Below are 24,025 nucleotides of genomic sequence, written 5' to 3'. Positions count from 1 at the left end.
CCGCTTTAATCATGACTTTGAACCTGTGAATAAAGCTGATGCAGATCGGATAGCAGAAGAGATCGAAACGGCAGAACACATTAAGAAGTTACGTGCCATACGCAGGAAATAGAAAAATTGATAAATTCAATACTGCATTTCTCAGCATTAAATTTATCTCTATGACCAGTCAAGAGATGTACCTGCCATGAGCTTAATATCATGTCAGATATATCGGTCACAAACTCCCTCAGCAGCTAAGAGGAGGACAAATGTCTCGACTAATCACTTTACAGGACTGGGCTAAAGAAGAATTTGGGGACTTAGCACCAAGTGAGCGAGTTCTGAAAAAATACGCGCAAGGGAAAATGATGGCCCCACCCGCTATAAAAGTTGGTCGCTACTGGATGATTGACCGAAATTCCCGTTTTGTAGGAACGCTTGCAGAACCGCAACTCCCAATAAACGCAAACCCAAAACTCCAACGGATAATCGCTGATGGCTGCTAGACCCCGATCTCACAAAATCTCTATACCCAATTTATATTGCAAATTAGATAAGCGAACCGGAAAGGTATATTGGCAATACAAACATCCACTATCCGGTCGTTTTCATAGCTTAGGAACTGATGAGAATGAAGCAAAACAAGTTGCTACTGAAGCAAATACCATTATTGCTGAACAACGTACCCGACAAATATTAAGCGTCAATGAGCGTCTGGAAAGAATGAAAGGCAGGCGCTCAGAAATTACGGTGACAGAATGGCTTGATAAATATATTTCTATCCAGGAGGACAGGCTGCAACATAATGAACTAAGACCCAACTCCTATCGGCAAAAAGGCAAACCCATTCGTCTTTTCCGTGAGCATTGTGGAATGCAACACCTCAAGGATATTACCGCACTTGATATTGCCGAAATAATTGATGCTGTAAAGGCTGAAGGTCATAACAGGATGGCGCAAGTCGTGAGAATGGTGTTGATCGACGTCTTCAAAGAAGCACAACACGCAGGACATGTTCCGCCAGGATTTAACCCAGCGCAGGCAACAAAACAACCGCGAAATCGAGTAAACCGCCAAAGATTGTCACTGCCCGAATGGCAGGCAATATTTGAAAGCGTAAGCAGACGGCAGCCCTATTTAAAATGCGGCATGCTACTTGCTCTTGTTACTGGACAACGTTTAGGTGATATCTGCAATTTGAAATTCTCTGATATCTGGGACGACATGTTGCACATTACTCAGGAAAAAACCGGTTCAAAACTTGCTATTCCGCTTAACCTGAAATGCGATGCTCTGAATATTACCCTTCGTGAAGTTATATCTCAGTGCAGGGATGCTGTTGTTAGTAAATATCTGGTCCATTACCGTCACACTACCTCTCAAGCAAACAGAGGAGACCAGGTTTCTGCAAATACTCTGACAACGGCTTTTAAAAAGGCCAGGGAAAAATGTGGCATAAAATGGGAGCAAGGAACTGCGCCCACATTTCATGAGCAGCGATCTCTGTCAGAACGGTTATATCGGGAACAGGGTCTGGATACGCAAAAGTTGTTAGGCCATAAATCCAGAAAAATGACCGACCGATACAATGATGATCGTGGTAAAGACTGGGTTATCGTAGATATCAAAACAGCATAGAAAATAGCCAGTTTTGGGGAAGGGTTTTGGGGAAAGTTTTGGGGAAGATTTTACATCATCATAAAACAACGGGCGTATAACACGCCCGTTTAAATATTTAACACATGTAGTGATTACATGTTCTTGATGATCGCGTCGCCAAACTCGCTACATTTCAGCAATTTAGCGCCCTCCATCAGACGTTCGAAGTCATAGGTTACAGTCTTGGCGTTGATTGCGCCTTCCATACCTTTAACAATCAGGTCTGCGGCTTCAGTCCAGCCCATATGGCGTAACATCATCTCAGCGGAGAGAATAATAGAGCCTGGGTTTACTTTGTCCTGACCGGCATATTTCGGCGCAGTACCGTGGGTGGCTTCAAACAGGGCGCATTCGTCACCGATGTTTGCGCCTGGGGCGATACCGATACCGCCGACCTGTGCAGCCAGAGCGTCAGAAATGTAGTCACCGTTCAGGTTCATACAGGCGATAACATCATATTCAGCCGGACGCAGCAGGATCTGTTGCAGGAATGCATCAGCAATCACATCTTTAATGACGATCTCTTTGCCGGTATTCGGGTTTTTAACTTTCAGCCACGGGCCGCCGTCGATCAGTTCACCGCCAAACTCTTCACGCGCCAGCTGGTAGCCCCAGTCTTTAAACGCGCCTTCGGTGAACTTCATGATGTTGCCTTTGTGCACCAGGGTCACAGAGTCACGATCGTTAGCAATTGCGTATTCGATCGCTGCACGAACCAGACGTTTGGTACCTTCTTCAGAACACGGCTTAATACCGATGCCGCAATGTTCCGGGAAGCGAATTTTCTTCACGCCCATCTCTTCACGCAGGAATTTAATCACTTTCTCAGCGTCGGCAGAGTCTGCTTTCCATTCGATACCCGCATAAATGTCTTCCGAGTTTTCACGGAAGATAACCATATCGGTCAGTTCAGGGTGTTTAACCGGGCTTGGGGTGCCCTGATAGTAACGTACCGGACGCAGGCAGATGTAGAGATCCAGTTCCTGGCGCAGGGCAACGTTCAGAGAACGAATACCGCCACCAACCGGAGTGGTCAGAGGGCCTTTAATGGCAACGCGATATTCACGAATCAGATCAAGGGTTTCAGCAGGCAGCCAGACATCCTGACCGTAAACCTGTGTGGATTTTTCACCGGTGTAAATTTCCATCCAGGAGATTTTACGCTCGCCTTTATAGGCTTTCTCGACTGCAGCGTCGACCACTTTCAGCATGGCTGGGGTTACATCTACACCGATTCCATCACCTTCAATGTAAGGGATAATCGGATTTTCAGGAACGTTGAGTTTGCCGTTTTGCAGGGTGATCTTCTTGCCTTGTGCCGGAACAACTACTTTACTTTCCATTCACCTCTCCTTCGAGCGCTACTGGTTTGCTCGTCTGCCACCACGTTGCATATGCGTTTGCGTCCTGCGATACGGATGCATTAGAGCAATTTTTTGTTAATGATTTGTAATTGGCTTGTCAATACTACCCTATTGTTTGCCGTCATGAAAGATGCGCGTTATTAGGCTATAATGCGGCAATTCATAATCTCTGAAAATACCATGCAAAAAACTTCTTTTAGAAATCACCAGGTTAAGCGATTCAGCTCGCAACGTTCTACCAGGCGTAAACTTGAAAACCAGCCCACGCGCGTGATCCTGTTCAATAAACCCTACGATGTTCTTCCGCAGTTCACCGATGAAGCCGGACGCAAAACATTAAAAGAATTCATCCCGGTTCAGGGCGTTTATGCAGCAGGTCGTCTTGACCGCGATAGCGAAGGGTTACTGGTGCTGACCAATAACGGCGCGTTGCAGGCGCGTTTAACCCAGCCGGGTAAACGCACCGGAAAAATCTATTATGTGCAGGTGGAAGGTATTCCCACACAAGACGCACTTGAAGCCTTGCGCAATGGCGTAACCTTAAATGATGGCCCTACCCTGCCCGCAGGCGTAGAGCTGGTTGACGAACCCGCGTGGTTATGGCCGCGGAATCCACCAATTCGTGAACGCAAAAGTATTCCCACCAGCTGGCTGAAGATCACCTTATATGAAGGACGTAATCGCCAGGTGCGCCGCATGACCGCCCATGTTGGTTTCCCCACGCTGCGACTGATTCGCTATGCGATGGGTGATTACTCTTTGGATAATCTTGCCAACGGCGAATGGCGAGAAGCGACAGATTAAGGACGCAAAATGTTTAAACCGCACGTTACCGTTGCTTGCGTGGTGCACGCAGAAGGCAAATTTTTAGTCGTTGAAGAGACGATTAATGGTAAAGCGTTATGGAACCAACCTGCCGGGCATCTGGAAGCCAATGAAACCTTAGTGGAAGCCGCCGCCCGTGAGCTGTGGGAAGAAACCGGCATCAGCGCGCAGCCGCAACACTTTATTCGTATGCATCAGTGGATTGCGCCAGATAAAACGCCGTTTTTGCGTTTCCTGTTTGCTATTGAGCTTGAGCAAATATGCCCGACCCAGCCTCATGACAGCGATATCGACTGCTGCCGTTGGGTTAGCGCCGAAGAAATTTTACAGGCGTCAAATCTGCGTTCGCCGCTGGTGGCGGAAAGTATTCGTTGTTATCAAAGCAGGCAACGCTATCCGCTAGAGATGATTGGCGATTTTAACTGGCCTTTTACAAAGGGTGTCATCTAAAAGGCTGCGTGATAGAATACGCCGCCTTGAAGTTCAATGTCGTGAGTGATCCAATGTCTGAAACCGCAAAAAAAGTAATCGTCGGCATGTCCGGCGGTGTCGATTCCTCCGTTTCTGCCTGGCTGTTGCAACAACAGGGATATCAGGTCGAAGGCCTGTTTATGAAGAACTGGGAAGAAGACGACGGTGAGGAATATTGCACAGCGGCAGCGGATCTGGCTGATGCCCAGGCTGTCTGCGACAAGCTCGGCATTGAACTGCACACCGTTAACTTTGCTGCCGAGTACTGGGACAACGTCTTCGAACTGTTCCTTGCCGAATATAAAGCCGGTCGCACGCCGAATCCGGATATTCTGTGCAACAAAGAGATCAAATTTAAAGCCTTCCTCGAATTTGCCGCTGAAGATTTAGGTGCCGATTATATCGCTACCGGTCATTACGTACGTCGGGCAGATGTCGATGGCAAGAGCCGCCTGCTGCGTGGTCTGGACAGCAATAAAGACCAGAGCTACTTCCTTTATACGCTCAGCCATGAGCAGATTGCGCAAAGCCTGTTCCCGGTCGGCGAACTGGAAAAACCGCAAGTGCGTAAGATTGCTGAAGATCTCGGTCTGGTCACCGCGAAGAAAAAAGACTCTACCGGCATTTGCTTCATTGGCGAGCGTAAATTCCGCGAGTTCCTGGGCCGTTATCTCCCGGCGCAACCGGGCAAAATCATTACCGTCGATGGCGATGAAATTGGTGAGCACCAGGGGCTGATGTATCACACCCTCGGTCAGCGTAAAGGTCTGGGTATCGGTGGCACCAAAGACGGCACCGAAGAACCGTGGTATGTGGTCGATAAAGACGTCGAAAACAACATTCTGATTGTTGCGCAGGGCCATGAACACCCGCGTCTGATGTCTGTCGGTCTGATTGCCCAGCAGCTGCACTGGGTCGATCGCGAGCCGTTCACCGGTACTATGCGTTGCACAGTAAAAACCCGCTATCGCCAGACCGACATCCCGTGCACCGTCAAGGCGCTGGACGATGATCGCATTGAAGTGATTTTCGATGAGCCGGTTGCCGCCGTGACGCCGGGCCAGTCTGCCGTTTTCTATAACGGTGAAGTGTGCCTCGGTGGCGGTATTATTGAGCAGCGTCTGCCGCTGCCGGTCTGATTATTATCTTTACTTAAAACAAGGAAGCAGTGAACGTGGCAAAGAATTACTATGACATCACCCTCGCCCTGGCCGGTATTTGTCAGTCGGCACGCCTGGTGCAACAACTCGCTCACCAGGGGCATTGTGATGCCGATGCGCTACACGTCTCACTCAACAGTATTATTGATATGAACCCCAGCTCGACGCTGGCGGTTTTTGGCGGTAGCGAAGCCAACCTGCGCGTCGGGCTGGAAACCTTGCTCGGCGTGCTCAATGCCAGCAGTCGCCAGGGCTTAAACGCTGAGTTAACCCGCTACACACTCAGCCTGATGGTGCTTGAGCGCAAACTCTCCTCAGCGAAAGGTGCGCTCGACACTCTGGGCAACCGGATCAACGGCCTGCAACGCCAGCTCGAACACTTCGATTTACAGTCCGAAACGCTGATGAGCGCGATGGCTGCTATCTATGTTGATGTGATTAGCCCGCTTGGCCCGCGCATTCAGGTAACCGGTTCCCCTGCTGTACTGCAAAGCCCACAAGTGCAGGCGAAAGTTCGCGCAACCCTGCTGGCAGGCATTCGCGCCGCCGTGCTCTGGCACCAGGTTGGCGGCGGACGTCTGCAACTGATGTTTTCTCGTAATCGCCTGACCACTCAGGCAAAACAAATTCTTGCTCATTTAACCCCGGAGTTGTGATCTATGGAATTATCCTCACTGACCGCCGTTTCCCCTGTCGATGGACGCTACGGCGATAAAGTCAGCGCGCTGCGCGGGATTTTCAGCGAATATGGTTTGCTGAAATTCCGTGTACAAGTTGAAGTACGTTGGCTGCAAAAACTGGCCGCGCACGCAGCGATCAAGGAAGTTCCTGCTTTTGCTGCCGACGCAATCGGTTACCTTGATGCAATTGTCGCCAGTTTCAGCGAAGAAGATGCAGCACGCATCAAAACCATCGAGCGTACCACTAACCACGACGTTAAAGCGGTTGAGTATTTCCTGAAAGAAAAAGTGGCGGAGATCCCGGAACTGCACGCGGTTTCTGAATTCATCCACTTTGCCTGTACTTCGGAAGATATCAATAACCTCTCCCACGCGTTGATGCTGAAAACCGCGCGTGATGAAGTGATCCTGCCGTACTGGCGTCAACTGATTGATGGCATTAAAGATCTCGCCGTTCAGTACCGCGATATCCCGCTGCTGTCTCGTACCCACGGTCAGCCCGCCACGCCGTCAACCATCGGTAAAGAGATGGCAAACGTCGCCTACCGTATGGAGCGCCAGTACCGCCAGCTTAATCAGGTGGAGATCCTCGGCAAAATCAACGGCGCGGTCGGTAACTATAACGCCCACATCGCCGCTTACCCGGAAGTTGACTGGCATCAGTTCAGCGAAGAGTTCGTCACCTCGCTGGGTATTCAGTGGAACCCGTACACTACCCAGATCGAACCGCACGACTACATTGCCGAACTGTTTGATTGCGTTGCGCGCTTCAACACCATTCTGATCGACTTTGACCGTGACGTCTGGGGTTATATCGCCCTTAACCACTTCAAACAGAAAACCATTGCTGGTGAGATTGGTTCTTCCACCATGCCGCATAAAGTTAACCCGATCGACTTCGAAAACTCCGAAGGGAATCTGGGCCTTTCCAACGCGGTATTGCAGCATCTGGCAAGCAAACTGCCGGTTTCCCGCTGGCAGCGTGACCTGACCGACTCCACCGTGCTGCGTAACCTCGGCGTGGGTATCGGTTATGCGCTGATTGCGTATCAATCCACCCTGAAAGGCGTGAGCAAACTGGAAGTGAACCGTGACCATCTGCTGGATGAGCTGGATCACAACTGGGAAGTGCTGGCTGAGCCAATCCAGACAGTTATGCGTCGCTATGGCATCGAAAAACCGTACGAGAAGTTGAAAGAGCTTACTCGCGGCAAGCGCGTTGACGCCGAAGGCATGAAGCAGTTTATCGACGGTCTGGCGTTGCCAGAAGAAGAGAAAGCCCGCCTGAAAGCGATGACGCCGGCTAACTACATTGGTCGCGCCATCACCATGGTTGATGAACTGAAATAAACTCGTATCAGTGCCGGATAGCGATGCTGTCCGGCCTGCTTATTAAGATTATCCGCTTTTTATTTTTTCACTTTACCTCCCCTCCCCCGCTGGTTTATTTAATGTTTACCCCCATAACCACATAATCGCGTTACACTATTTTAATAATTAAGACAGGGAGAAATAAAAATGCGCGTACTGGTTGTTGAAGACAATGCGTTGTTACGTCACCACCTTAAAGTTCAGATTCAGGATGCTGGTCATCAGGTCGATGACGCAGAAGATGCCAAAGAAGCCGATTATTATCTCAATGAACATTTACCGGATATTGCGATTGTCGATCTGGGATTGCCAGACGAGGACGGTCTGTCACTGATTCGCCGCTGGCGTAGCAATGATGTTTCACTGCCGATTCTGGTATTAACCGCCCGTGAAAGCTGGCAGGACAAAGTCGAAGTATTAAGTGCTGGCGCTGATGATTACGTGACTAAACCATTTCATATTGAAGAGGTGATGGCGCGAATGCAGGCATTAATGCGGCGTAATAGCGGTCTGGCTTCACAGGTCATTTCGCTACCCCCGTTTCAGGTTGATCTCTCTCGCCGTGAATTATCTATTAATGACGAAGTGATCAAACTGACCGCGTTCGAATACACCATTATGGAAACGTTGATACGCAATAATGGCAAAGTGGTGAGCAAAGATTCGTTAATGCTCCAACTCTATCCGGATGCGGAGCTGCGGGAAAGCCATACCATTGATGTACTGATGGGACGTCTGCGCAAAAAAATTCAGGCACAATATCCGCAAGAAGTGATTACCACCGTTCGCGGCCAGGGCTATCTGTTCGAATTGCGCTGATGAAAAAATTACTACGTCTTTTTTTCCCGCTCTCGCTGCGGGTACGTTTTCTGTTGGCAACGGCAGCGGTAGTACTGGTGCTTTCGCTTGCCTACGGAATGGTCGCGCTGATCGGTTATAGCGTCAGTTTCGATAAAACTACGTTTCGGCTGTTACGTGGCGAGAGCAATCTGTTCTATACCCTTGCGAAGTGGGAAAACAATAAGTTGCATGTCGAGTTACCCGAAAATATCGACAAGCAAAGCCCCACCATGACGCTAATTTATGATGAGAACGGGCAGCTTTTATGGGCGCAACGTGACGTGCCCTGGCTGATGAAGATGATCCAGCCTGACTGGCTGAAATCGAATGGTTTTCATGAAATTGAAGCGGATGTTAACGATACCAGCCTCTTGCTGAGTGGAGATCATACGATACAGCAACAGTTGCAGGAAGTGCGGGAAGATGATGACGACGCGGAGATGACCCACTCGGTGGCGGTAAACGTCTACCCGGCAACATCGCGGATGCCAAAGTTAACCATTGTGGTGGTGGATACCATTCCGGTGGAGCTAAAAAGTTCCTATATGGTCTGGAGCTGGTTTATCTATGTGCTCTCAGCCAATCTGCTGTTAGTGATCCCGCTGCTGTGGGTCGCCGCCTGGTGGAGTTTACGCCCCATCGAAGCCCTGGCAAAAGAAGTCCGCGAACTGGAAGAACATAACCGCGAATTGCTCAATCCAGCCACAACGCGAGAACTGACCAGTCTGGTACGAAACCTGAACCGATTGTTAAAAAGTGAACGCGAACGTTACGACAAATATCGTACAACGCTCACCGACCTGACCCATAGTCTGAAAACGCCACTGGCGGTGCTGCAAAGTACGCTGCGTTCTCTGCGTAGTGAGAAGATGAGCGTCAGTGATGCTGAACCGGTAATGCTGGAGCAAATCAGCCGCATTTCACAGCAAATTGGCTACTACCTGCATCGTGCCAGTATGCGCGGCGGGACATTGCTCAGCCGCGAGCTGCATCCGGTCGCCCCACTGCTGGACAATCTCACCTCGGCGCTGAACAAAGTGTATCAACGCAAAGGGGTCAATATCTCTCTCGATATTTCGCCAGAGATCAGCTTTGTCGGTGAGCAGAACGATTTTGTCGAGGTGATGGGCAACGTGCTGGATAATGCCTGTAAATATTGCCTCGAGTTTGTCGAAATATCTGCAAGGCAAACAGACGAGCATCTCTATATTGTGGTCGAGGATGATGGCCCCGGTATTCCATTAAGCAAGCGAGAGGTCATTTTCGACCGTGGTCAACGGGTTGATACTTTACGCCCTGGGCAAGGTGTAGGGCTGGCGGTAGCCCGCGAAATCACCGAGCAATATGAGGGTAAAATCGTCGCCGGAGAGAGCATGCTTGGCGGTGCGCGGATGGAGGTGATTTTTGGTCGCCAGCATTCTACGCCGAAAGATGAATAAATATGTCCATACTTCACGCATTACGTTAAGCATCCGTTATAATCGGTTGCAGATACCAGCCTGTGGATGCTTAACATGGAATACCAACTCACTCTTAACTGGCCCGATTTTCTTGAACGTCACTGGCAGAAACGCCCGGTGGTGTTAAAACGCGGCTTTAATAATTTTATTGACCCGATCTCTCCAGACGAGTTGGCGGGTCTGGCGATGGAAAGCGAAGTCGACAGTCGACTGGTCAGTCACCAGGATGGCAAATGGCAGGTCAGCCACGGTCCGTTCGAAAGCTACGATCATCTCGGTGAAACTAACTGGTCATTGTTAGTGCAAGCAGTGAATCACTGGCATGAGCCGACCGCCGCGCTGATGCGACCGTTCCGTGAACTACCGGACTGGCGTATTGATGATCTGATGATCTCTTTTTCTGTACCTGGCGGCGGCGTCGGCCCGCATCTCGATCAGTACGACGTGTTTATCATTCAGGGTACCGGACGTCGTCGCTGGCGAGTGGGCGAAAAGCTGCAAATGAAACAGCACTGCCCACATCCGGATCTGTTACAGGTCGATCCGTTCGAAGCCATCATTGATGAAGAACTGGAGCCAGGCGATATTCTTTATATTCCGCCAGGATTCCCCCATGAAGGCTACGCGCTGGAAAATGCGATGAACTATTCCGTCGGTTTTCGCGCACCAAATACGCGGGAACTGATTAGCGGATTTGCCGATTATGTGCTGCAACGTGAACTGGGCGGCAACTACTACAGCGATCCTGATGTTTCACCTCGCGCTCATCCTGCGGATGTTCTGCCGCAAGAGATGGATAAACTGCGTGAGATGATGCTCGAATTGATCAACCAGCCGGAACACTTTAAGCAATGGTTTGGCGAGTTTATATCCCAGTCACGCCATGAACTGGATATCGCGCCGCCAGAGCCGCCTTATCAGCCGGATGAAATCTACGATGCGCTGAAACAAGGTGAAGTGCTGGTGCGTCTGGGTGGTCTGCGCGTATTGCGCATTGGCGACGACGTGTATACCAATGGTGAGAAGATCGATTCCCCGCACCGTCCGGCACTGGATGCACTCGCCAGCAACATTGCGCTGACTGCGGAGAATTTTGGCGATGCGCTGGAAGATCCGTCATTCCTCGCGATGCTCGCGGCGCTGGTCAATAGCGGGTATTGGTTCTTCGAAGGGTAAGTTTGGATTTAAGCCGGATGCGGCATCACATGCCGCATCCCTTTTCGCTTACTTCCGTTGCGCCGTTAACTCGGCAATACGGACGATCACCTGCACCGCTTTTTCCATACCTTCCAGAGTCACAAACTCATGCTTACCATGATAGTTGTAACCGCCAGTGAACAGGTTCGGGCACGGTAATCCCATAAACGACAACTGCGCGCCGTCGGTACCGCCGCGGATCGGTTTCAGTTCCGGTTCAATATCGCAGTCACGCATCGCCTGCTGGGCGATATCGAGAATATGCGGATGCTCAACCACTTTCTCGCGCATATTGTAGTAACTGTCTTCAATCACCAATTCAATGTAGCAATCAGGATGTAACCCTTTGCCCACTTTTTTGGCGATCTCCATCATTTTACGTTTACGCGCTTCAAACTGTTTACGGTCGAAATCACGGATGATGTAGTGCATATCGGCCCGTTCAACGGTGCCTTTCATGCTCGCCAGGTGATAGAAACCTTCATAGCCTTCTGTCATTTCCGGGCTTTCATCCGCCGGAACTTCCGCATGAATACGTGCCGCCAGCGACAGCGCATTCACCATTACACCTTTCGCTGTGCCTGGGTGAACGTTATTGCCTACAATTTTGATATTGACCGACGCAGCGTTGAAGTTTTCAAACTCCAGTTCGCCTACGCCACCACCATCAACGGTGTAAGCCCAGCGGGCATCGAAGGCGTCAACATCAAAATGTTTCGCCCCTTTACCCACTTCTTCATCCGGGGTAAAGGCGACGCGAATATCACCATGCGGAATGTTTTTTTGTTGTAATACCGCCAGCGCGGTCATGATTTCTGCAATACCTGCTTTGTCATCGGCACCTAACAAGGTTTTACCATCGGTGGTAATCAGCGTCTGACCCAGTAGCTGATGCAGCACCGGGAACATAACCGGTGATAAAACTTCATCGCCGATACCCAGCGCAATATCGCCACCGCGATAGTTTTCAACAATTTGCGGATTCACATTTTTGCCGCTGCAATCCGGTGAGGTATCCACATGAGAAATAAAGCCAATCGCCGGGATATCGCCAGGGACGTTAGCCGGTAACGTCGCCATCAAAGTGCCCTTCTCACTTAAGGTCACATTGATAAGCCCCATCTCTTCGAGCTGCTCTTTCAGCAGATGCAATAACTTCCATTGGCCTTCCGTGCTGGGAACCTGTCTCACCCCTGCCTTTGATTGGGTATCCAGAGACACGTAGTTCAAAAATCGCTCAAGTAGTTTATCCATGTAGTCACCCTCACTTTTTGTGACAACATTATTAAGAAGCAAGAAAAGACAAATATTGCGTCAGGTCACTTTTACCCCTGCAAGCGGGAATATTTATCAGCATTACCTTAATGAATATAAAGCTAAGCCAGTAATTCACAACAAAGATTGGCGATTCAAGCGGTTTGCCGTAGAATTACCGCCCTCATTAAGAGTCACCAAGGTGGTTAACCACAAACCCCGCATCGGTAAGCCATCCGTTGCGTTTACATGGGACAGAGTAAAAAATTGAATAAACAACCGAGTTCGCTTTCACCGCTGGTGCAATTGGCGGGAATTCGCAAATGCTTTGATGGTAAAGAGGTCATTCCCCAGCTGGATCTGACTATCAACAATGGCGAGTTCCTCACGCTGCTTGGCCCTTCTGGCTGCGGTAAAACAACCGTTCTTCGCCTGATTGCAGGTCTGGAAACTGTTGATTCCGGACGCATCATGCTGGATAACGAGGACATCACCCACGTTCCGGCGGAAAACCGCTATGTGAACACTGTTTTCCAAAGCTACGCACTTTTCCCCCACATGACCGTGTTCGAAAATGTGGCCTTTGGGTTACGCATGCAAAAAACCCCCGCTGCTGAAATTACGCCCCGCGTGATGGAAGCCCTGCGGATGGTGCAGCTGGAAACCTTCGCTCAACGCAAACCGCATCAGCTCTCTGGTGGTCAACAGCAACGCGTCGCCATTGCCCGCGCGGTGGTTAACAAGCCTCGTCTGTTGTTGCTGGATGAGTCGCTCTCAGCGCTGGATTACAAACTGCGCAAGCAAATGCAGAACGAGCTGAAAGCGTTACAGCGTAAGCTTGGCATTACATTCGTCTTCGTGACTCACGACCAGGAAGAAGCACTCACCATGTCGGACAGGATTGTGGTGATGCGCGATGGTCGCATTGAGCAAGACGGCACGCCGCGTGAAATCTATGAAGAGCCGAAAAACCTGTTTGTTGCTGGGTTTATTGGCGAAATCAATATGTTTAACGCCACTGTCATCGAACGTCTCGACGAGCAGCGCGTACGCGCCAACGTTGAAGGCCGCGAATGTAATATCTACGTTAACTTCGCCGTTGAACCGGGGCAAAAACTGCATGTTCTGCTGCGCCCGGAAGACTTACGTGTTGAAGAGATTAACGACGACAACCACGCTGAAGGGCTGATTGGTTACGTTCGCGAGCGTAACTACAAAGGCATGACGCTGGAGTCGGTTGTTGAACTGGAAAATGGCAAGATGGTGATGGTCAGCGAATTCTTCAATGAAGACGATCCTGACTTTGACCACTCTCTCGACCAAAAAATGGCCATTAATTGGGTAGAAAGCTGGGAGGTCGTACTGGCTGATGAAGAACACAAGTAAGTTCCAGAATGTAGTGATTGTCACTATTGTCGGTTGGCTTGTGTTGTTTGTCTTTCTGCCCAACCTGATGATCATTGGCACCAGCTTTTTGACCCGCGACGACGCCAGTTTCGTCAAAATGGTCTTTACGCTGGATAACTACACGCGTCTGCTCGATCCGCTCTATTTTGAAGTGCTATTGCACTCGCTGAATATGGCGCTGATCGCCACCCTCGCCTGCCTGGTGCTGGGCTATCCTTTTGCCTGGTTTCTGGCGAAGCTGCCACACAAGGTGCGTCCGCTGCTGCTGTTTCTGCTGATTGTTCCGTTCTGGACCAACTCATTGATTCGTATCTACGGGCTGAAAATTTTCCTCAGCACCAAAGGCTATCTCAACGAGTTTTTGCTCTGGCTGGGCGTTATCGATACACCAATTCGCATCATGTTCACACCCAGTGCGGTGATTATCGGTCTGGTTTACATTCTGCTGCCGTTTATGGTGATGCCGCTGTACTCGAGTATCGAAAAACTGGATAAGCCGTTGCTGGAGGCGGCGCGCGATCTCGGTGCCAGCAAGTTGCAGACCTTTATCCGTATCATTATCCCACTGACGATGCCGGGGATTATTGCCGGATGCCTGTTGGTGATGCTGCCAGCGATGGGCCTGTTCTATGTGTCCGACCTGATGGGCGGTGCGAAAAACCTGCTGATCGGTAACGTCATCAAAGTACAGTTCCTCAATATTCGTGACTGGCCGTTTGGTGCAGCCACCAGCATTACGCTGACTATCGTAATGGGCCTGATGTTGCTGGTTTACTGGCGCGCTTCTCGTTTGCTGAATAAGAAGGTGGAACTCGAATGATCGGTCGACTGCTTCGCGGCGGTTTTATGACCGCTATCTACGCGTACCTGTATATCCCAATCATTATTTTGATTGTGAACTCCTTTAACAGCTCGCGCTTTGGCATCAACTGGCAGGGTTTTACCACTAAATGGTATAGCCTGCTGATGAACAACGACAGTCTGTTGCAGGCAGCTCAGCATTCATTGACGATGGCGGTGTTTTCAGCGACGTTTGCTACGCTTATCGGTTCACTGACTGCAGTTGCGCTGTACCGTTATCGCTTTCGCGGTAAGCCATTCGTTAGCGGAATGCTGTTTGTGGTGATGATGTCGCCAGATATTGTGATGGCGATTTCTCTGCTGGTGCTGTTTATGCTGCTGGGTATTCAGCTTGGCTTCTGGTCGCTGCTGTTCTCGCATATCACCTTCTGCCTGCCATTTGTGGTGGTGACAGTGTATTCGCGCCTGAAAGGTTTTGACGTGCGAATGCTGGAAGCGGCGAAAGATCTCGGTGCCAGCGAATTTACCATTCTGCGAAAAATCATTCTGCCACTGGCAATGCCAGCGGTAGCGGCGGGCTGGGTGTTAAGCTTTACCCTGTCGATGGACGATGTAGTAGTTTCTTCGTTCGTCACCGGACCAAGCTATGAAATTCTGCCGTTAAAAATTTATTCGATGGTCAAAGTCGGCGTATCGCCGGAAGTTAACGCGCTGGCAACCATATTACTGGTGCTGTCGCTGGTGATGGTAATTGCCAGCCAGCTTATTGCTCGTGATAAAACGAAAGGTAACACAGGGGACGTTAAATGAAAAAATGGTCACGCCACCTGCTCGCGGCGGGTGCTCTGGCACTGGGCATGAGCGCCGCTCACGCCGATGACAACAACACGCTGTATTTTTACAACTGGACCGAGTACGTGCCACCAGGACTGCTTGAACAGTTCACCAAAGAAACCGGTATTAAGGTTATCTATTCGACTTACGAGTCGAACGAAACCATGTATGCCAAGCTGAAAACGTACAAAGACGGTGCCTATGACCTGGTGGTTCCTTCAACCTATTACGTCGATAAAATGCGTAAACAAGGGATGATCCAGAAGATCGACAAGTCGAAGTTAAGCAATTTCAGCAACCTCGATCCAGACATGCTCAATAAGCCGTTTGACCCGAATAACGACTACTCCATTCCGTATATCTGGGGTGCGACGGCGATTGGTGTTAATGGTGATGCGGTGGATCCCAAATCCGTTACCAGCTGGGCCGATCTGTGGAAGCCTGAGTACAAAGGCAGCCTGCTGCTGACCGACGATGCCCGTGAAGTGTTCCAGATGGCGCTGCGTAAGCTGGGCTACTCCGGTAACACCACCGATCCGAAAGAGATTGAAGCTGCATACAACGAGCTGAAAAAACTGATGCCAAACGTCGCGGCGTTTAACTCCGATAACCCGGCGAACCCGTATATGGAAGGCGAAGTTAACCTCGGCATGATCTGGAACGGTTCTGCTTTCGTTGCACGCCAGGCGGGTACGCCAATTGATGTGGTGTGGCCGAAAGAAGGCGGCATTTTCTGGATGGACAGCCTGGCGATCCCAGCAAATGCCAAAAACAAAGAAGGCGCGCTGAAATTGATCAACTTCCTGCTGCGCCCGGATGTGGCAAAACAGGTTGCTGAAACTATCGGTTATCCAACGCCAAACCTTGCGGCGCGTAAGCTGTTAAGTCCGGAAGTGGCGAACGATAAAACGCTCTACCCGGATGCTGAAACCATTAAAAATGGTGAATGGCAGAATGACGTTGGCGCAGCCAGCAGCATTTATGAAGAGTATTATCAGAAGCTGAAAGCAGGACGTTAATTCAGCAAGCGGGCGGTGGTATTACCGCCCGTTTTTTATTTAGCAAGGATGTGGCTAATGAGTCAGGACAGTAAAGTTTTCTTTCGTATATTCCTCGGTATCGGTCTGGTACTGATCCTCATTTCTGTTGTTATCTTTTATAACCAGTTCACCTATAGCAAAGACGCGATTCATACTGAAGGCGTCATTGTTGATACCGTCTGGCACTCCAGTCATTCTCATCGCACGGGTAAAAATGGTTCGTGGTATCCCGTCGTTGCCTTTCGACCGACGCCTGATTACACGCTAATTTTCAATTCGAGTATCGGCAGCGATTTTTATGAAGACAGCGAAGGCGATAAAGTTAATGTTTATTATTCTCCAGGGCATCCTGAAAAGGCTGAGATAAATAACCCGTGGGTTAATTTTTTTAAATGGGGGTTTATCGGCATTATGGGCGTTATTTTTATCGCCGTCGGTTTATTAATCAGTATGCCCTCCTCTAAAAAGTCACGCAGGAAACGGAAGTCCCGTCCATGAAAAAAATCATAATACTGCTCAGTTTACTGATACTGCTGCCTCTGACAGCAACCAGTAAGCCCTTAATCCCAATAATGAAGACACTTTTTACGGATGTTACAGGTACTGTACCGGATGCTGAGGAGATTGCGCGGAAAGCGGAGCTTTTTCGTCAACAAACCGGGATTGCGCCGTTTATCGTGGTTGTACCTGACGTTAATGAAGCAAGCTTCAGGCAAAATGGCAAAGCGATGCTGGCGCATGCGTCATCTTCATTGAGTGATGTAAAAGGCAGCGTCCTGTTACTTTTTACCACCCGCGAGCCACGGTTAATTATGATAACCAACGACCAGGTTGAAAGCGGTCTGGACGATAAACATCTCGGCCTTCTGGTAGAAAATCACACTCATGCTTATTTACATGCGGACCTCTGGTATCAGGGAATCAATAATGCATTGGCTGTTTTACAAGCACAGATATTAAAACAACCGACGCCGCCACTGACATATTATCCGCATCCCGGACAACAGCAGGAGAATGATCCTCCCGGCAGTACCACGATATTAGGTCTTTTTGCCTGGGCAGTTGCATTCATCGTCTTGACTACATTTTTTAACTACACAACGCGCCTTAATTATGCATTAAAGTTTGCAGTGGCGATGACTGTTGCCAATATGGGTTATCAGGCTTTATGTTTGTACATCGATAATAGCTTTGCGATTACCAGAATATCGCCGCTCTGGGCAGGGCTGATTGGTGTCTGTACGTTTATTGCCGCGTTGTTATTGACGAGTAAACGGTAAAAGAGGCAGTAAAGTGTGCGTTTATTATGCCGGATGCGGCGCGAACGCCTTATCTGGCCCACAAAACCCGCAAATTCAATTAATTGCGTCCCCTTGTAGGCCTGATAAGCGTAGCACATCAGGCAATGCTTCCTGCTTTATAAGCCCTTCAGCAACTTTTCAACAAACTCTGGCACCACCTGGCTTGCCGGGCCGTAATATTTCTCGGCAAATTCATTACCGACCTGGCTTGGTTCAAGATTCAGCTCCACGGTGTGCGCGCCATGCAGTTTCGCTTCGTGAACAAACCCAGCTGCCGGATAAACATGCCCGGAAGTACCAATGGCAATGAAAATATCGGCCATCGACAACGCCATATAAATTTCATCCATGCCGAGTGGCATTTCGCCAAACCAAACGACGTGCGGGCGCAAGGGTGCCGGGAACTGGCAACAATGGCATTTATCTTCTGGCGTAACGTCTCCGGTCCAGTCGAGAACCTGACCACTTTGCGAACAGCGAACTTTCAGCAGTTCCCCATGCATATGAATGACATTGGTATTACCTGCGCGTTCATGCAGGTTGTCGATATTCTGCGTCACCAGCAAAAAGCGATCGCCGAGGGCGTCTTGCAGTTTAGCCAGCGCAAGATGCGCGGCGTTAGGCTGAATTTCTGGCTGCTGTAGCTGTCGACGACGGGCGTTATAAAACGCTTGCACCAGTTCAGGATCGCGATCGAAACCTTCCGGCGTTGCCACATCTTCAACCCGATGTTCTTCCCACAGGCCATCTGCGGCGCGAAAGGTACGAATACCTGATTCCGCAGAAATACCTGCCCCTGTCAGTACGAGTACTCTTGGTTTTTCCATTGCTTCCGGCACCACTTTATCTCTGAAAAAAACACGCTGACGCAAACGCTCGCGCAGACGGCGTTTATTTTTACGAAAACGACTTAACCGATGACCCCGACGCGACAGCATAGCAACCTCTGTTGTTTAATCGGTTAGATGTAGGAAGGCCGCACCACGCATTCCTCCCGCATCACCGTGGCGCGCGCGTTCAATGCGCGGAACACGAGCTACAGGTAAGAGATGACGAGGCAGCCTGTCCGCCAGTTGCGTTGTGATTGCCGGGAAATTCGATAAGCCACCACCAATGACGACCAGGTCAGGGTCAACAATGGTCAGGATATTTCCCAGACAAACCGCTAATAAATCCAGATAACGCTCAACGTGCGCCCTTGCCTGCTCATCGCCTTGATCATAAAGCGCAATAATTTCGGGAGCCTGCAACGGTTGATGATAATAGTGTTGATACAGCCACGCAAAACCGCGACCAGACAGATAATTTTCAATGCAGCCATGCTGACCACAGCCGCAGCGGCGTAACGGGAAATCCAGCCCCATCATGGTTAACGCATCAACCGGCAGACGCATATGGCCAAACTCGCCGGTAATATAGCTTTTACCGGTAATTGGTTTACCGTTGAAAATCAGCCCGCCGCCAACGCCGGTGCCGAGAATCAACCCCATCACCAGTGGATATTGAGTAAATTCATCATCCCAGGCTTCTGAAAGGGCAAAACAGTTGGCATCGTTATCAAGGCGTACATCGCGATCAAGACGTGCGCTCAGGTCGGCACGCAGCGGTTTACCGCTGGCAGCGGGGACATTGGCGGCATACAGCGTACCATCTTCTGTTTCCGGCATTCCCGGAATACCGATGCCGACAGAGCCTTTACAGCCAAAACGTTGGTCAGCTTCAGCTACCAGCTCACACACTGCATCTAAAAATGCGTCATAGCTGTCACGCGGTGTCGGCACCCGCTTTTCCCACTGCAACTGCCGACCGCTATCAAACACGCCAAGCGCAATTTTTGTTCCACCAATATCAAACCCGTAATACATTGCCGCTCCTTGTTTTAATGTACTGCCTTTACTGGCCGCTAAGGACTCGCGCAGGGTCAATATTACTGGCGCGTCGCGCCGGATACCAACTTGCCAAAAGACTCAGCAACAATGCTGTGACCAGTACGTAGAAGACGTCCAGCCAGTGCAATTCCGATGGCAGGAAGTCAATAAAATAGATATCGCTGGAGAGGAACTGATGACCGATCAACTTTTCAATCCACTCAATAATCGGGGTAAGTTGCAGTGAAACAACTACGCCGATAATCACACCACACAGGCTACCGAATAGCCCTGCCAGCAATCCATACCAGACAAAGATGGCGCGAATTAAACCATCTTTCGCCCCCAGCGTTCGTAATACTGCGATATCGCCACTCTTGTCTTTCACCGCCATCACTAAGGTGGAGACGATGTTGAAACAGGCCACGCCAATCACCAGTACCATCGCCAGATACATAATGGCGCGGATCATCTGGATATCGCGATACATATAGCCGTAAGTACCAATCCAGCTTTTAATATAAACATAGCTGTTGGTCACTTCACCCGCATCGCGTACCAGCTTATTGGCGTTGAAAACATCCGTCATTTTAAGGGCAATACCTGACACGCTGGAACCCATATCAAGATATTGCTGGGCATCCGCCAGCGGGATCATGGCAAAACTGTGATCGAGTTGACCACTCAACTGCAAAATACCGGCAATGTGCAAACGCACACGTTTTGGCTGCATCAGTTTATGCTCGGGATTCGAGTTGGGGATCATAATCGACACCCAATCGCCCTGCTTCACTTTCAGCGCATCCGCCACGCCTTTGCCGATGATAATTTGCTGTTCGCCCGCTTTAAAATTGCGCCAGGCATCCCCCTGAACAAACGAGGGCAATGCGCTCAGACGCTGTTCCTGTTGCGGGTTAACGCCCTTCACCTGGATTGCGCGCAGATTCGCGCCGCTCTCCACCAGCCCGGTGAAATTGATATACGGCGCAGCGGCGGCAATGCCCGGCACTTTCTGCACGTTATCCAGGGCTTCCTGCCAGTTAGTCCACGGCTGATCTACCGCCTCAATTTCACCATGCGGCACCACCGCCAGAATACGGTTGTTCAGTTCGCGTTCAAAGCCGTTCATCGCGCTTAAGCCGACGATCAATACCGCCACGCCGAGGGCAATGCCAATGGTAGAAATGACTGAGATCAGCGACACCATGCCGCCGCGTCGCCGTCCGCGGCTAAAACGCAGGCCAATCAATAACGATAAAGGCATCGCCATTACTCCGCCCCCATCAGGCTCAGTTCCGCCGTCAGACGTCCATCACGCATTTCCAGTTGGCGGCTCATACGTTTCGCCAGTTGCAGGTCGTGAGTGACCACCAAGAAGGCGGTGCCCTGCAAGCGATTCAACTCCCCAAGCAACTGGAAGATGCTGTCGGCGTTACGCGCATCAAGGTTACCGGTAGGTTCATCCGCCAGTACCAGACGAGGGTTATTGACCAGCGCACGGGCAATCGCCACTCGCTGGCGTTCGCCACCAGAAAGTTCAGATGGGCGGTGATTCGCACGATGCTCCAGCCCCACCGCTTTTAACATTTCCAACGCTCGACTGTTGATTTCAGCGGGCTTTTTCTTGCCAATCAGCAGCGGCATAGCCACGTTTTCCAGGGCAGTAAAATCCGGCAGCAGGTGGTGAAACTGATAAATAAAGCCCAGCTTCTGGTTGCGCAGTTCTGCTTTCGCCGCCGAAGACAGTTTGCTCATCGGCTGACCGTTAAAGATCACATCGCCGGAGGTTGGCGTATCCAGCCCGCCCAGCAGGTGCAGCAAGGTGCTTTTACCGGAACCAGAGCTACCGACGATCGCCATCATTTCACCTTCGCCGACGCTGAAACTGACATTGTGCAGTACATCGGTTTGCACACTGCCTTCCTGATAGCGTTTGCACAGGTTGTCGCATTGCAACAGGATCTTATTCATAACGTAAAGCCTCAGCGGGTTGTGTGGCGGCAGCGCGCCATGAAGGGTAAAGCGTAGACAGCAGCGCGATAGCCATCGCCACCAGCGCAATAACAATGACCTGTAAAGGTTCGATAGCGACCGGCAGCGCCGCGCCATCAAGCAGGACGCCGATTATCGGCATCAGATTATTTAACTGGCTGGCAAGCAGTGCGCCAAGCGCCGCTCCAAGGATCGCACCGATAATACCGGCGCTGGCCCCTTGCACCATAAAGACCATCATGATTTGTCGCGGAGTTAAGCCTTGCGTTTGCAGGATCGCTACTTCGCCCTGCTTCTCCATCACCATCAGCCCTAGCGAGGTAATAATGTTAAACGCCGCTACGGCGACAATCAGGCTCAGCAGCAAGCCCATCATATTTTTTTCCATGCGTACGGCCTGGAACAGCTCGCCTTTACGGTCACGCCAGTCCTGCCATTTGCTGCCTTCAGGCAGTTTTTGTTGACTTAATGAGTCGACTTTCAGCGGCTCATCCAGCCACAATCGCCAGCCGGTAATATTGCCTGCCGGATAACGCATCAGACGCGAGGCATCCTCAATATTCACCAGCATTTCATAGCCATCGACTTCACTGTTGGCAGCGAAAGTGCCAATCACATTGAACAGACGCTGGCTTGGAATACGCCCCATCGGCGTGAACTGGCTGGCAGATGGCACCATCACGCGGATTTGATCACCGCGATTGACGCCCAACTGTGAGGCAAGCTGTTCACCGAGGATGACATTATATTTCCCCGGCTCGAGGTCAGTTTGTTTCACATTGACCAGATACGGCGTTAGTGGATCTTTTTGCGCCGGGTCGATACCCAGCATCACCCCGACCGCCACGCTGCGCGCGCTTTGCAGTACCACATCACCGGTAGTAATAGGTGCGACGCGATTAACGCCGTCCAGTTTGACTGCCGTTTCCGGGAGTTGCTGCGGGTTAAGAGAGCCATGCTCAGAAGAGAGAATTGCCTGTGGCATCAGGCCAAGGATGTTGTTTTGCAGCTCGCGCTCAAAGCCGTTCATCACTGACAATACTGTGACCAGCGCCATCACCCCGAGGGTAATGCCGATGGTAGAAAGCCAGGAGACGAAACGACCGAAGCGATCCGCTGCACGCCCACGCATGTAACGCAGGCCAATAAATAGAGCGACAGGTTGGTACATGAAATCCGTCTGGTTGCTGTAGCAAAGACACGAGTATATAAGCGAAAGCGGGATGGGTAAACGTCTGAACTGTAAGTGATCGTCAGGGCTAATCTGAAAAGTAGCAGCAAATCAATCGACTAAAGGGCCTCATTTTCTCATTGGCCTTGTGGCCTGATCTTTATCTGAAAAATAACCAAATACAGACAGATACGCATTACACCACGCGACTGGCCCCTCAGGATCAACAGCATGTTAAATAAAAAGAGCGTGTTGTCCTGATGAAACAAAAAGAGCTATGGATTAACCAGATCAAAGGGTTATGTATTTGTCTGGTAGTGATTTATCACTCGGTGATTACCTTTTATCCGCATCTGAGCACTTTTCAGCATCCGTTATCGGAAGTCCTGAGCAAATGCTGGATCTATTTCAATCTTTACCTTGCACCCTTTCGTATGCCGGTTTTTTTCTTTATATCCGGCTATTTGATTCGCCGCTATATCGACAGCGTACCGTGGGGAAATTGTCTCGATAAACGCATCTGGAACATCTTCTGGGTGCTGGCGCTTTGGGGCGTGGTGCAGTGGCTGGCGTTAAGTGCGCTGAACCAGTGGCTGGCACCTGAGCGCGATTTAAGCAATGCCTCCAATGCCGCGTATGCCGATTCCACCGGTGAGTTCCTGCGCGGGATGATCACCGCCAGCACCAGCTTGTGGTATCTGTATGCGTTAATTGTCTATTTCGTGGTATGTAAAATTTTTAGCCGTCTGGCGCTGCCACTATTCGCCTTGTTTGTACTGCTGAGTGTGGCGGTTAATTTCGTTCCCACGCCGTGGTGGGGCATGAACAGTGTGATCCGCAATTTGCCTTATTACAGCCTTGGCGCATGGTTTGGCGCAACATTAATGACCTACGTTAAAGAGGTGCCGTTGCGCCGCCATCTGCTGATGGCTTCTTTGCTGACCGTTCTGGCGGTCGGTGCCTGGTTGTTTACTATCTCGCTGCTGTTGTCGCTGGTATCGATTGTGGTGATCATGAAGCTGTTTTATCAATACGAGCAACGTTTCGGTATGCGCTCCACCAGCCTGCTGAATGTGATTGGCACCAACACCATTGCTATCTACACCACCCATCGCATTCTGGTAGAGATATTCAGCTTAACTCTGCTTGCGCCAATGAACGCGGCACGCTGGTCGCCGCAAGTCGAACTGACACTCCTGATGGTTTACCCCTTTGTCAGTTTGTTCATCTGTACTGTTGCGGGCTTGCTGGTAAGAAAACTTTCACAGCGTGCATTCAGCGATCTGTTGTTCTCCCCGCCTTCACTGCCCGCTGCCGTCAGTTACTCCCGCTAAGCCATCGCCCCAGC

General features: G+C 50.4%; 24 protein-coding genes. 17 read left to right on the top strand and 7 right to left on the bottom strand.

The window, feature by feature from the left end; all coding sequences use genetic code 11:
• Positions 1-251 precede the first annotated feature (251 nt).
• Entirely contained in the window at positions 252-488 is a 237-nt protein-coding gene (locus G434_RS00245) for an excisionase (RefSeq protein WP_000088653.1), read from the top strand.
• Positions 478-1,620 carry a site-specific integrase gene (locus tag G434_RS00250; protein WP_000741344.1) on the top strand — a complete coding sequence of 381 codons (1,143 nt, stop codon included), beginning with the start codon at positions 478-480 and terminating at the stop codon, positions 1,618-1,620. The genes G434_RS00245 and G434_RS00250 overlap by 11 nt, the downstream gene beginning before the upstream one ends.
• A gap of 113 nt (positions 1,621-1,733) precedes the next feature.
• Here the strand turns inward: G434_RS00250 and icd are convergent, their stop codons facing one another.
• Complete coding sequence (gene icd / locus G434_RS00255) at positions 1,734-2,984, bottom strand: NADP-dependent isocitrate dehydrogenase (RefSeq protein WP_000444487.1); 1,251 nt, start codon at positions 2,982-2,984, stop codon at positions 1,734-1,736.
• A 171-nt stretch (positions 2,985-3,155) separates the two neighbouring features.
• Here icd and rluE point away from each other — a divergent pair, with 171 nt between their 5' ends.
• The 8 genes from rluE to roxA all read left to right on the top strand — a co-directional run bounded on the left by rluE (position 3,156) and on the right by roxA (position 10,988).
• Positions 3,156-3,809: a 23S rRNA pseudouridine(2457) synthase RluE gene (gene rluE, locus G434_RS00260; protein ID WP_001248673.1), complete on the top strand. Its 654-nt coding sequence runs from the start codon at positions 3,156-3,158 to the stop codon at positions 3,807-3,809.
• A gap of 9 nt (positions 3,810-3,818) precedes the next feature.
• Positions 3,819-4,280, top strand: a complete 462-nt coding sequence (nudJ, locus tag G434_RS00265) for a phosphatase NudJ (protein ID WP_000476103.1) — start codon at positions 3,819-3,821, stop codon at positions 4,278-4,280.
• 53 nt (positions 4,281-4,333) lie between these two features.
• Entirely contained in the window at positions 4,334-5,440 is a 1,107-nt protein-coding gene (gene mnmA / locus G434_RS00270) for a tRNA 2-thiouridine(34) synthase MnmA (RefSeq protein ID WP_001295972.1), read from the top strand.
• Between the two features lie 35 nt (positions 5,441-5,475).
• The gene (gene hflD, locus G434_RS00275; protein WP_001297479.1) at positions 5,476-6,117 is read left to right on the top strand and encodes a high frequency lysogenization protein HflD; all 642 of its coding nucleotides are present in this window, start codon (positions 5,476-5,478) and stop codon (positions 6,115-6,117) included.
• A 3-nt stretch (positions 6,118-6,120) separates the two neighbouring features.
• Positions 6,121-7,491, top strand: coding sequence for an adenylosuccinate lyase (gene purB, locus G434_RS00280; protein WP_000423742.1), 1,371 nt, complete (start codon positions 6,121-6,123; stop codon positions 7,489-7,491).
• 168 nt (positions 7,492-7,659) lie between these two features.
• A complete protein-coding gene (gene phoP / locus G434_RS00285) occupies positions 7,660-8,331 on the top strand; it encodes a two-component system response regulator PhoP (protein WP_001265481.1) in 672 nt (223 codons plus the stop codon).
• Positions 8,331-9,791 carry a two-component system sensor histidine kinase PhoQ gene (gene phoQ, locus G434_RS00290; RefSeq protein ID WP_000735421.1) on the top strand — a complete coding sequence of 487 codons (1,461 nt, stop codon included), beginning with the start codon at positions 8,331-8,333 and terminating at the stop codon, positions 9,789-9,791. The genes phoP and phoQ overlap by 1 nt, the downstream gene beginning before the upstream one ends.
• Before the next feature lie 75 nt (positions 9,792-9,866).
• A complete protein-coding gene (gene roxA / locus G434_RS00295) occupies positions 9,867-10,988 on the top strand; it encodes a [50S ribosomal protein L16]-arginine 3-hydroxylase (RefSeq protein WP_001306875.1) in 1,122 nt (373 codons plus the stop codon).
• A 48-nt stretch (positions 10,989-11,036) separates the two neighbouring features.
• On the opposite strand, the gene pepT is transcribed toward roxA, so the two are convergent.
• Positions 11,037-12,263, bottom strand: a complete 1,227-nt coding sequence (gene pepT, locus G434_RS00300) for a peptidase T (protein WP_000359446.1) — start codon at positions 12,261-12,263, stop codon at positions 11,037-11,039.
• A 249-nt stretch (positions 12,264-12,512) separates the two neighbouring features.
• Between pepT and potA the strand changes: the two genes are divergently transcribed.
• From potA to G434_RS00330, 6 genes are read left to right on the top strand one after another with little or no spacing between them, the layout of a single operon-like run.
• The gene (gene potA / locus G434_RS00305; RefSeq protein WP_000531594.1) at positions 12,513-13,649 is read left to right on the top strand and encodes a spermidine/putrescine ABC transporter ATP-binding protein PotA; all 1,137 of its coding nucleotides are present in this window, start codon (positions 12,513-12,515) and stop codon (positions 13,647-13,649) included.
• Positions 13,633-14,490 carry a spermidine/putrescine ABC transporter permease PotB gene (gene potB / locus G434_RS00310; RefSeq protein WP_000799401.1) on the top strand — a complete coding sequence of 286 codons (858 nt, stop codon included), beginning with the start codon at positions 13,633-13,635 and terminating at the stop codon, positions 14,488-14,490. Before potA ends, potB begins: the two co-directional genes overlap by 17 nt.
• Positions 14,487-15,281 (top strand): spermidine/putrescine ABC transporter permease PotC, encoded by a 795-nt coding sequence (potC, locus tag G434_RS00315; protein ID WP_000580316.1) that lies wholly within the window; start codon positions 14,487-14,489, stop codon positions 15,279-15,281. Before potB ends, potC begins: the two co-directional genes overlap by 4 nt.
• Positions 15,278-16,324 (top strand): spermidine/putrescine ABC transporter substrate-binding protein PotD, encoded by a 1,047-nt coding sequence (gene potD, locus G434_RS00320; protein ID WP_000759325.1) that lies wholly within the window; start codon positions 15,278-15,280, stop codon positions 16,322-16,324. Before potC ends, potD begins: the two co-directional genes overlap by 4 nt.
• 57 nt (positions 16,325-16,381) lie before the next feature.
• Complete coding sequence (locus tag G434_RS00325) at positions 16,382-16,843, top strand: DUF3592 domain-containing protein (RefSeq protein ID WP_001309411.1); 462 nt, start codon at positions 16,382-16,384, stop codon at positions 16,841-16,843.
• Entirely contained in the window at positions 16,840-17,625 is a 786-nt protein-coding gene (locus G434_RS00330; RefSeq protein WP_000720220.1) for a TPM domain-containing protein, read from the top strand. Before G434_RS00325 ends, G434_RS00330 begins: the two co-directional genes overlap by 4 nt.
• A gap of 137 nt (positions 17,626-17,762) precedes the next feature.
• Here the strand turns inward: G434_RS00330 and cobB are convergent, their stop codons facing one another.
• From cobB to lolC, 5 genes are read right to left on the bottom strand one after another with little or no spacing between them, the layout of a single operon-like run.
• Entirely contained in the window at positions 17,763-18,584 is an 822-nt protein-coding gene (gene cobB, locus G434_RS00335) for a Sir2 family NAD+-dependent deacetylase (RefSeq protein ID WP_000952755.1), read from the bottom strand.
• Between the two features lie 15 nt (positions 18,585-18,599).
• Entirely contained in the window at positions 18,600-19,511 is a 912-nt protein-coding gene (gene nagK, locus G434_RS00340) for an N-acetylglucosamine kinase (protein ID WP_000291270.1), read from the bottom strand.
• A 28-nt stretch (positions 19,512-19,539) separates the two neighbouring features.
• Positions 19,540-20,784: a lipoprotein-releasing ABC transporter permease subunit LolE gene (gene lolE, locus G434_RS00345; RefSeq protein ID WP_001251363.1), complete on the bottom strand. Its 1,245-nt coding sequence runs from the start codon at positions 20,782-20,784 to the stop codon at positions 19,540-19,542.
• Positions 20,784-21,485 (bottom strand): lipoprotein-releasing ABC transporter ATP-binding protein LolD, encoded by a 702-nt coding sequence (lolD, locus tag G434_RS00350; protein ID WP_001033695.1) that lies wholly within the window; start codon positions 21,483-21,485, stop codon positions 20,784-20,786. Before lolD ends, lolE begins: the two co-directional genes overlap by 1 nt.
• Positions 21,478-22,677, bottom strand: coding sequence for a lipoprotein-releasing ABC transporter permease subunit LolC (lolC, locus tag G434_RS00355; RefSeq protein ID WP_000284714.1), 1,200 nt, complete (start codon positions 22,675-22,677; stop codon positions 21,478-21,480). Before lolC ends, lolD begins: the two co-directional genes overlap by 8 nt.
• A 260-nt stretch (positions 22,678-22,937) precedes the next feature.
• Between lolC and G434_RS00360 the strand changes: the two genes are divergently transcribed.
• Positions 22,938-24,011 (top strand): acyltransferase family protein, encoded by a 1,074-nt coding sequence (locus tag G434_RS00360; protein ID WP_000810222.1) that lies wholly within the window; start codon positions 22,938-22,940, stop codon positions 24,009-24,011.
• The last annotated feature ends 14 nt before the right edge of the window (positions 24,012-24,025 follow it).

Origin of the sequence: Escherichia sp. KTE172, assembly GCF_000408845.1 — a bacterium.
Taxonomy (GTDB): domain Bacteria; phylum Pseudomonadota; class Gammaproteobacteria; order Enterobacterales; family Enterobacteriaceae; genus Escherichia; species Escherichia coli.
Note: the sequence above shows the minus strand (reverse complement) of the source record. Positions and strands in the feature narration are given on the sequence as shown.

Coding starts and splice junctions, on each gene's coding strand:
- lolD (WP_001033695.1), bottom strand. CDS start 21,485: ATGAATAAGATCCTGTTGCAATGCGACAACCTGTGCAAACGCTATCAG.
- pepT (WP_000359446.1), bottom strand. CDS start 12,263: ATGGATAAACTACTTGAGCGATTTTTGAACTACGTGTCTCTGGATACC.
- potB (WP_000799401.1), top strand. CDS start 13,633: ATGAAGAACACAAGTAAGTTCCAGAATGTAGTGATTGTCACTATTGTC.
- roxA (WP_001306875.1), top strand. CDS start 9,867: ATGGAATACCAACTCACTCTTAACTGGCCCGATTTTCTTGAACGTCAC.
- G434_RS00250 (WP_000741344.1), top strand. CDS start 478: ATGGCTGCTAGACCCCGATCTCACAAAATCTCTATACCCAATTTATAT.
- G434_RS00325 (WP_001309411.1), top strand. CDS start 16,382: ATGAGTCAGGACAGTAAAGTTTTCTTTCGTATATTCCTCGGTATCGGT.
- potA (WP_000531594.1), top strand. CDS start 12,513: ATGGGACAGAGTAAAAAATTGAATAAACAACCGAGTTCGCTTTCACCG.
- G434_RS00360 (WP_000810222.1), top strand. CDS start 22,938: ATGAAACAAAAAGAGCTATGGATTAACCAGATCAAAGGGTTATGTATT.
- lolE (WP_001251363.1), bottom strand. CDS start 20,784: ATGGCGATGCCTTTATCGTTATTGATTGGCCTGCGTTTTAGCCGCGGA.
- potD (WP_000759325.1), top strand. CDS start 15,278: ATGAAAAAATGGTCACGCCACCTGCTCGCGGCGGGTGCTCTGGCACTG.
- phoQ (WP_000735421.1), top strand. CDS start 8,331: ATGAAAAAATTACTACGTCTTTTTTTCCCGCTCTCGCTGCGGGTACGT.
- nudJ (WP_000476103.1), top strand. CDS start 3,819: ATGTTTAAACCGCACGTTACCGTTGCTTGCGTGGTGCACGCAGAAGGC.
- phoP (WP_001265481.1), top strand. CDS start 7,660: ATGCGCGTACTGGTTGTTGAAGACAATGCGTTGTTACGTCACCACCTT.
- icd (WP_000444487.1), bottom strand. CDS start 2,984: ATGGAAAGTAAAGTAGTTGTTCCGGCACAAGGCAAGAAGATCACCCTG.
- potC (WP_000580316.1), top strand. CDS start 14,487: ATGATCGGTCGACTGCTTCGCGGCGGTTTTATGACCGCTATCTACGCG.
- mnmA (WP_001295972.1), top strand. CDS start 4,334: ATGTCTGAAACCGCAAAAAAAGTAATCGTCGGCATGTCCGGCGGTGTC.
- nagK (WP_000291270.1), bottom strand. CDS start 19,511: ATGTATTACGGGTTTGATATTGGTGGAACAAAAATTGCGCTTGGCGTG.
- lolC (WP_000284714.1), bottom strand. CDS start 22,677: ATGTACCAACCTGTCGCTCTATTTATTGGCCTGCGTTACATGCGTGGG.
- G434_RS00245 (WP_000088653.1), top strand. CDS start 252: ATGTCTCGACTAATCACTTTACAGGACTGGGCTAAAGAAGAATTTGGG.
- rluE (WP_001248673.1), top strand. CDS start 3,156: ATGCGGCAATTCATAATCTCTGAAAATACCATGCAAAAAACTTCTTTT.
- G434_RS00330 (WP_000720220.1), top strand. CDS start 16,840: ATGAAAAAAATCATAATACTGCTCAGTTTACTGATACTGCTGCCTCTG.
- cobB (WP_000952755.1), bottom strand. CDS start 18,584: ATGCTGTCGCGTCGGGGTCATCGGTTAAGTCGTTTTCGTAAAAATAAA.
- purB (WP_000423742.1), top strand. CDS start 6,121: ATGGAATTATCCTCACTGACCGCCGTTTCCCCTGTCGATGGACGCTAC.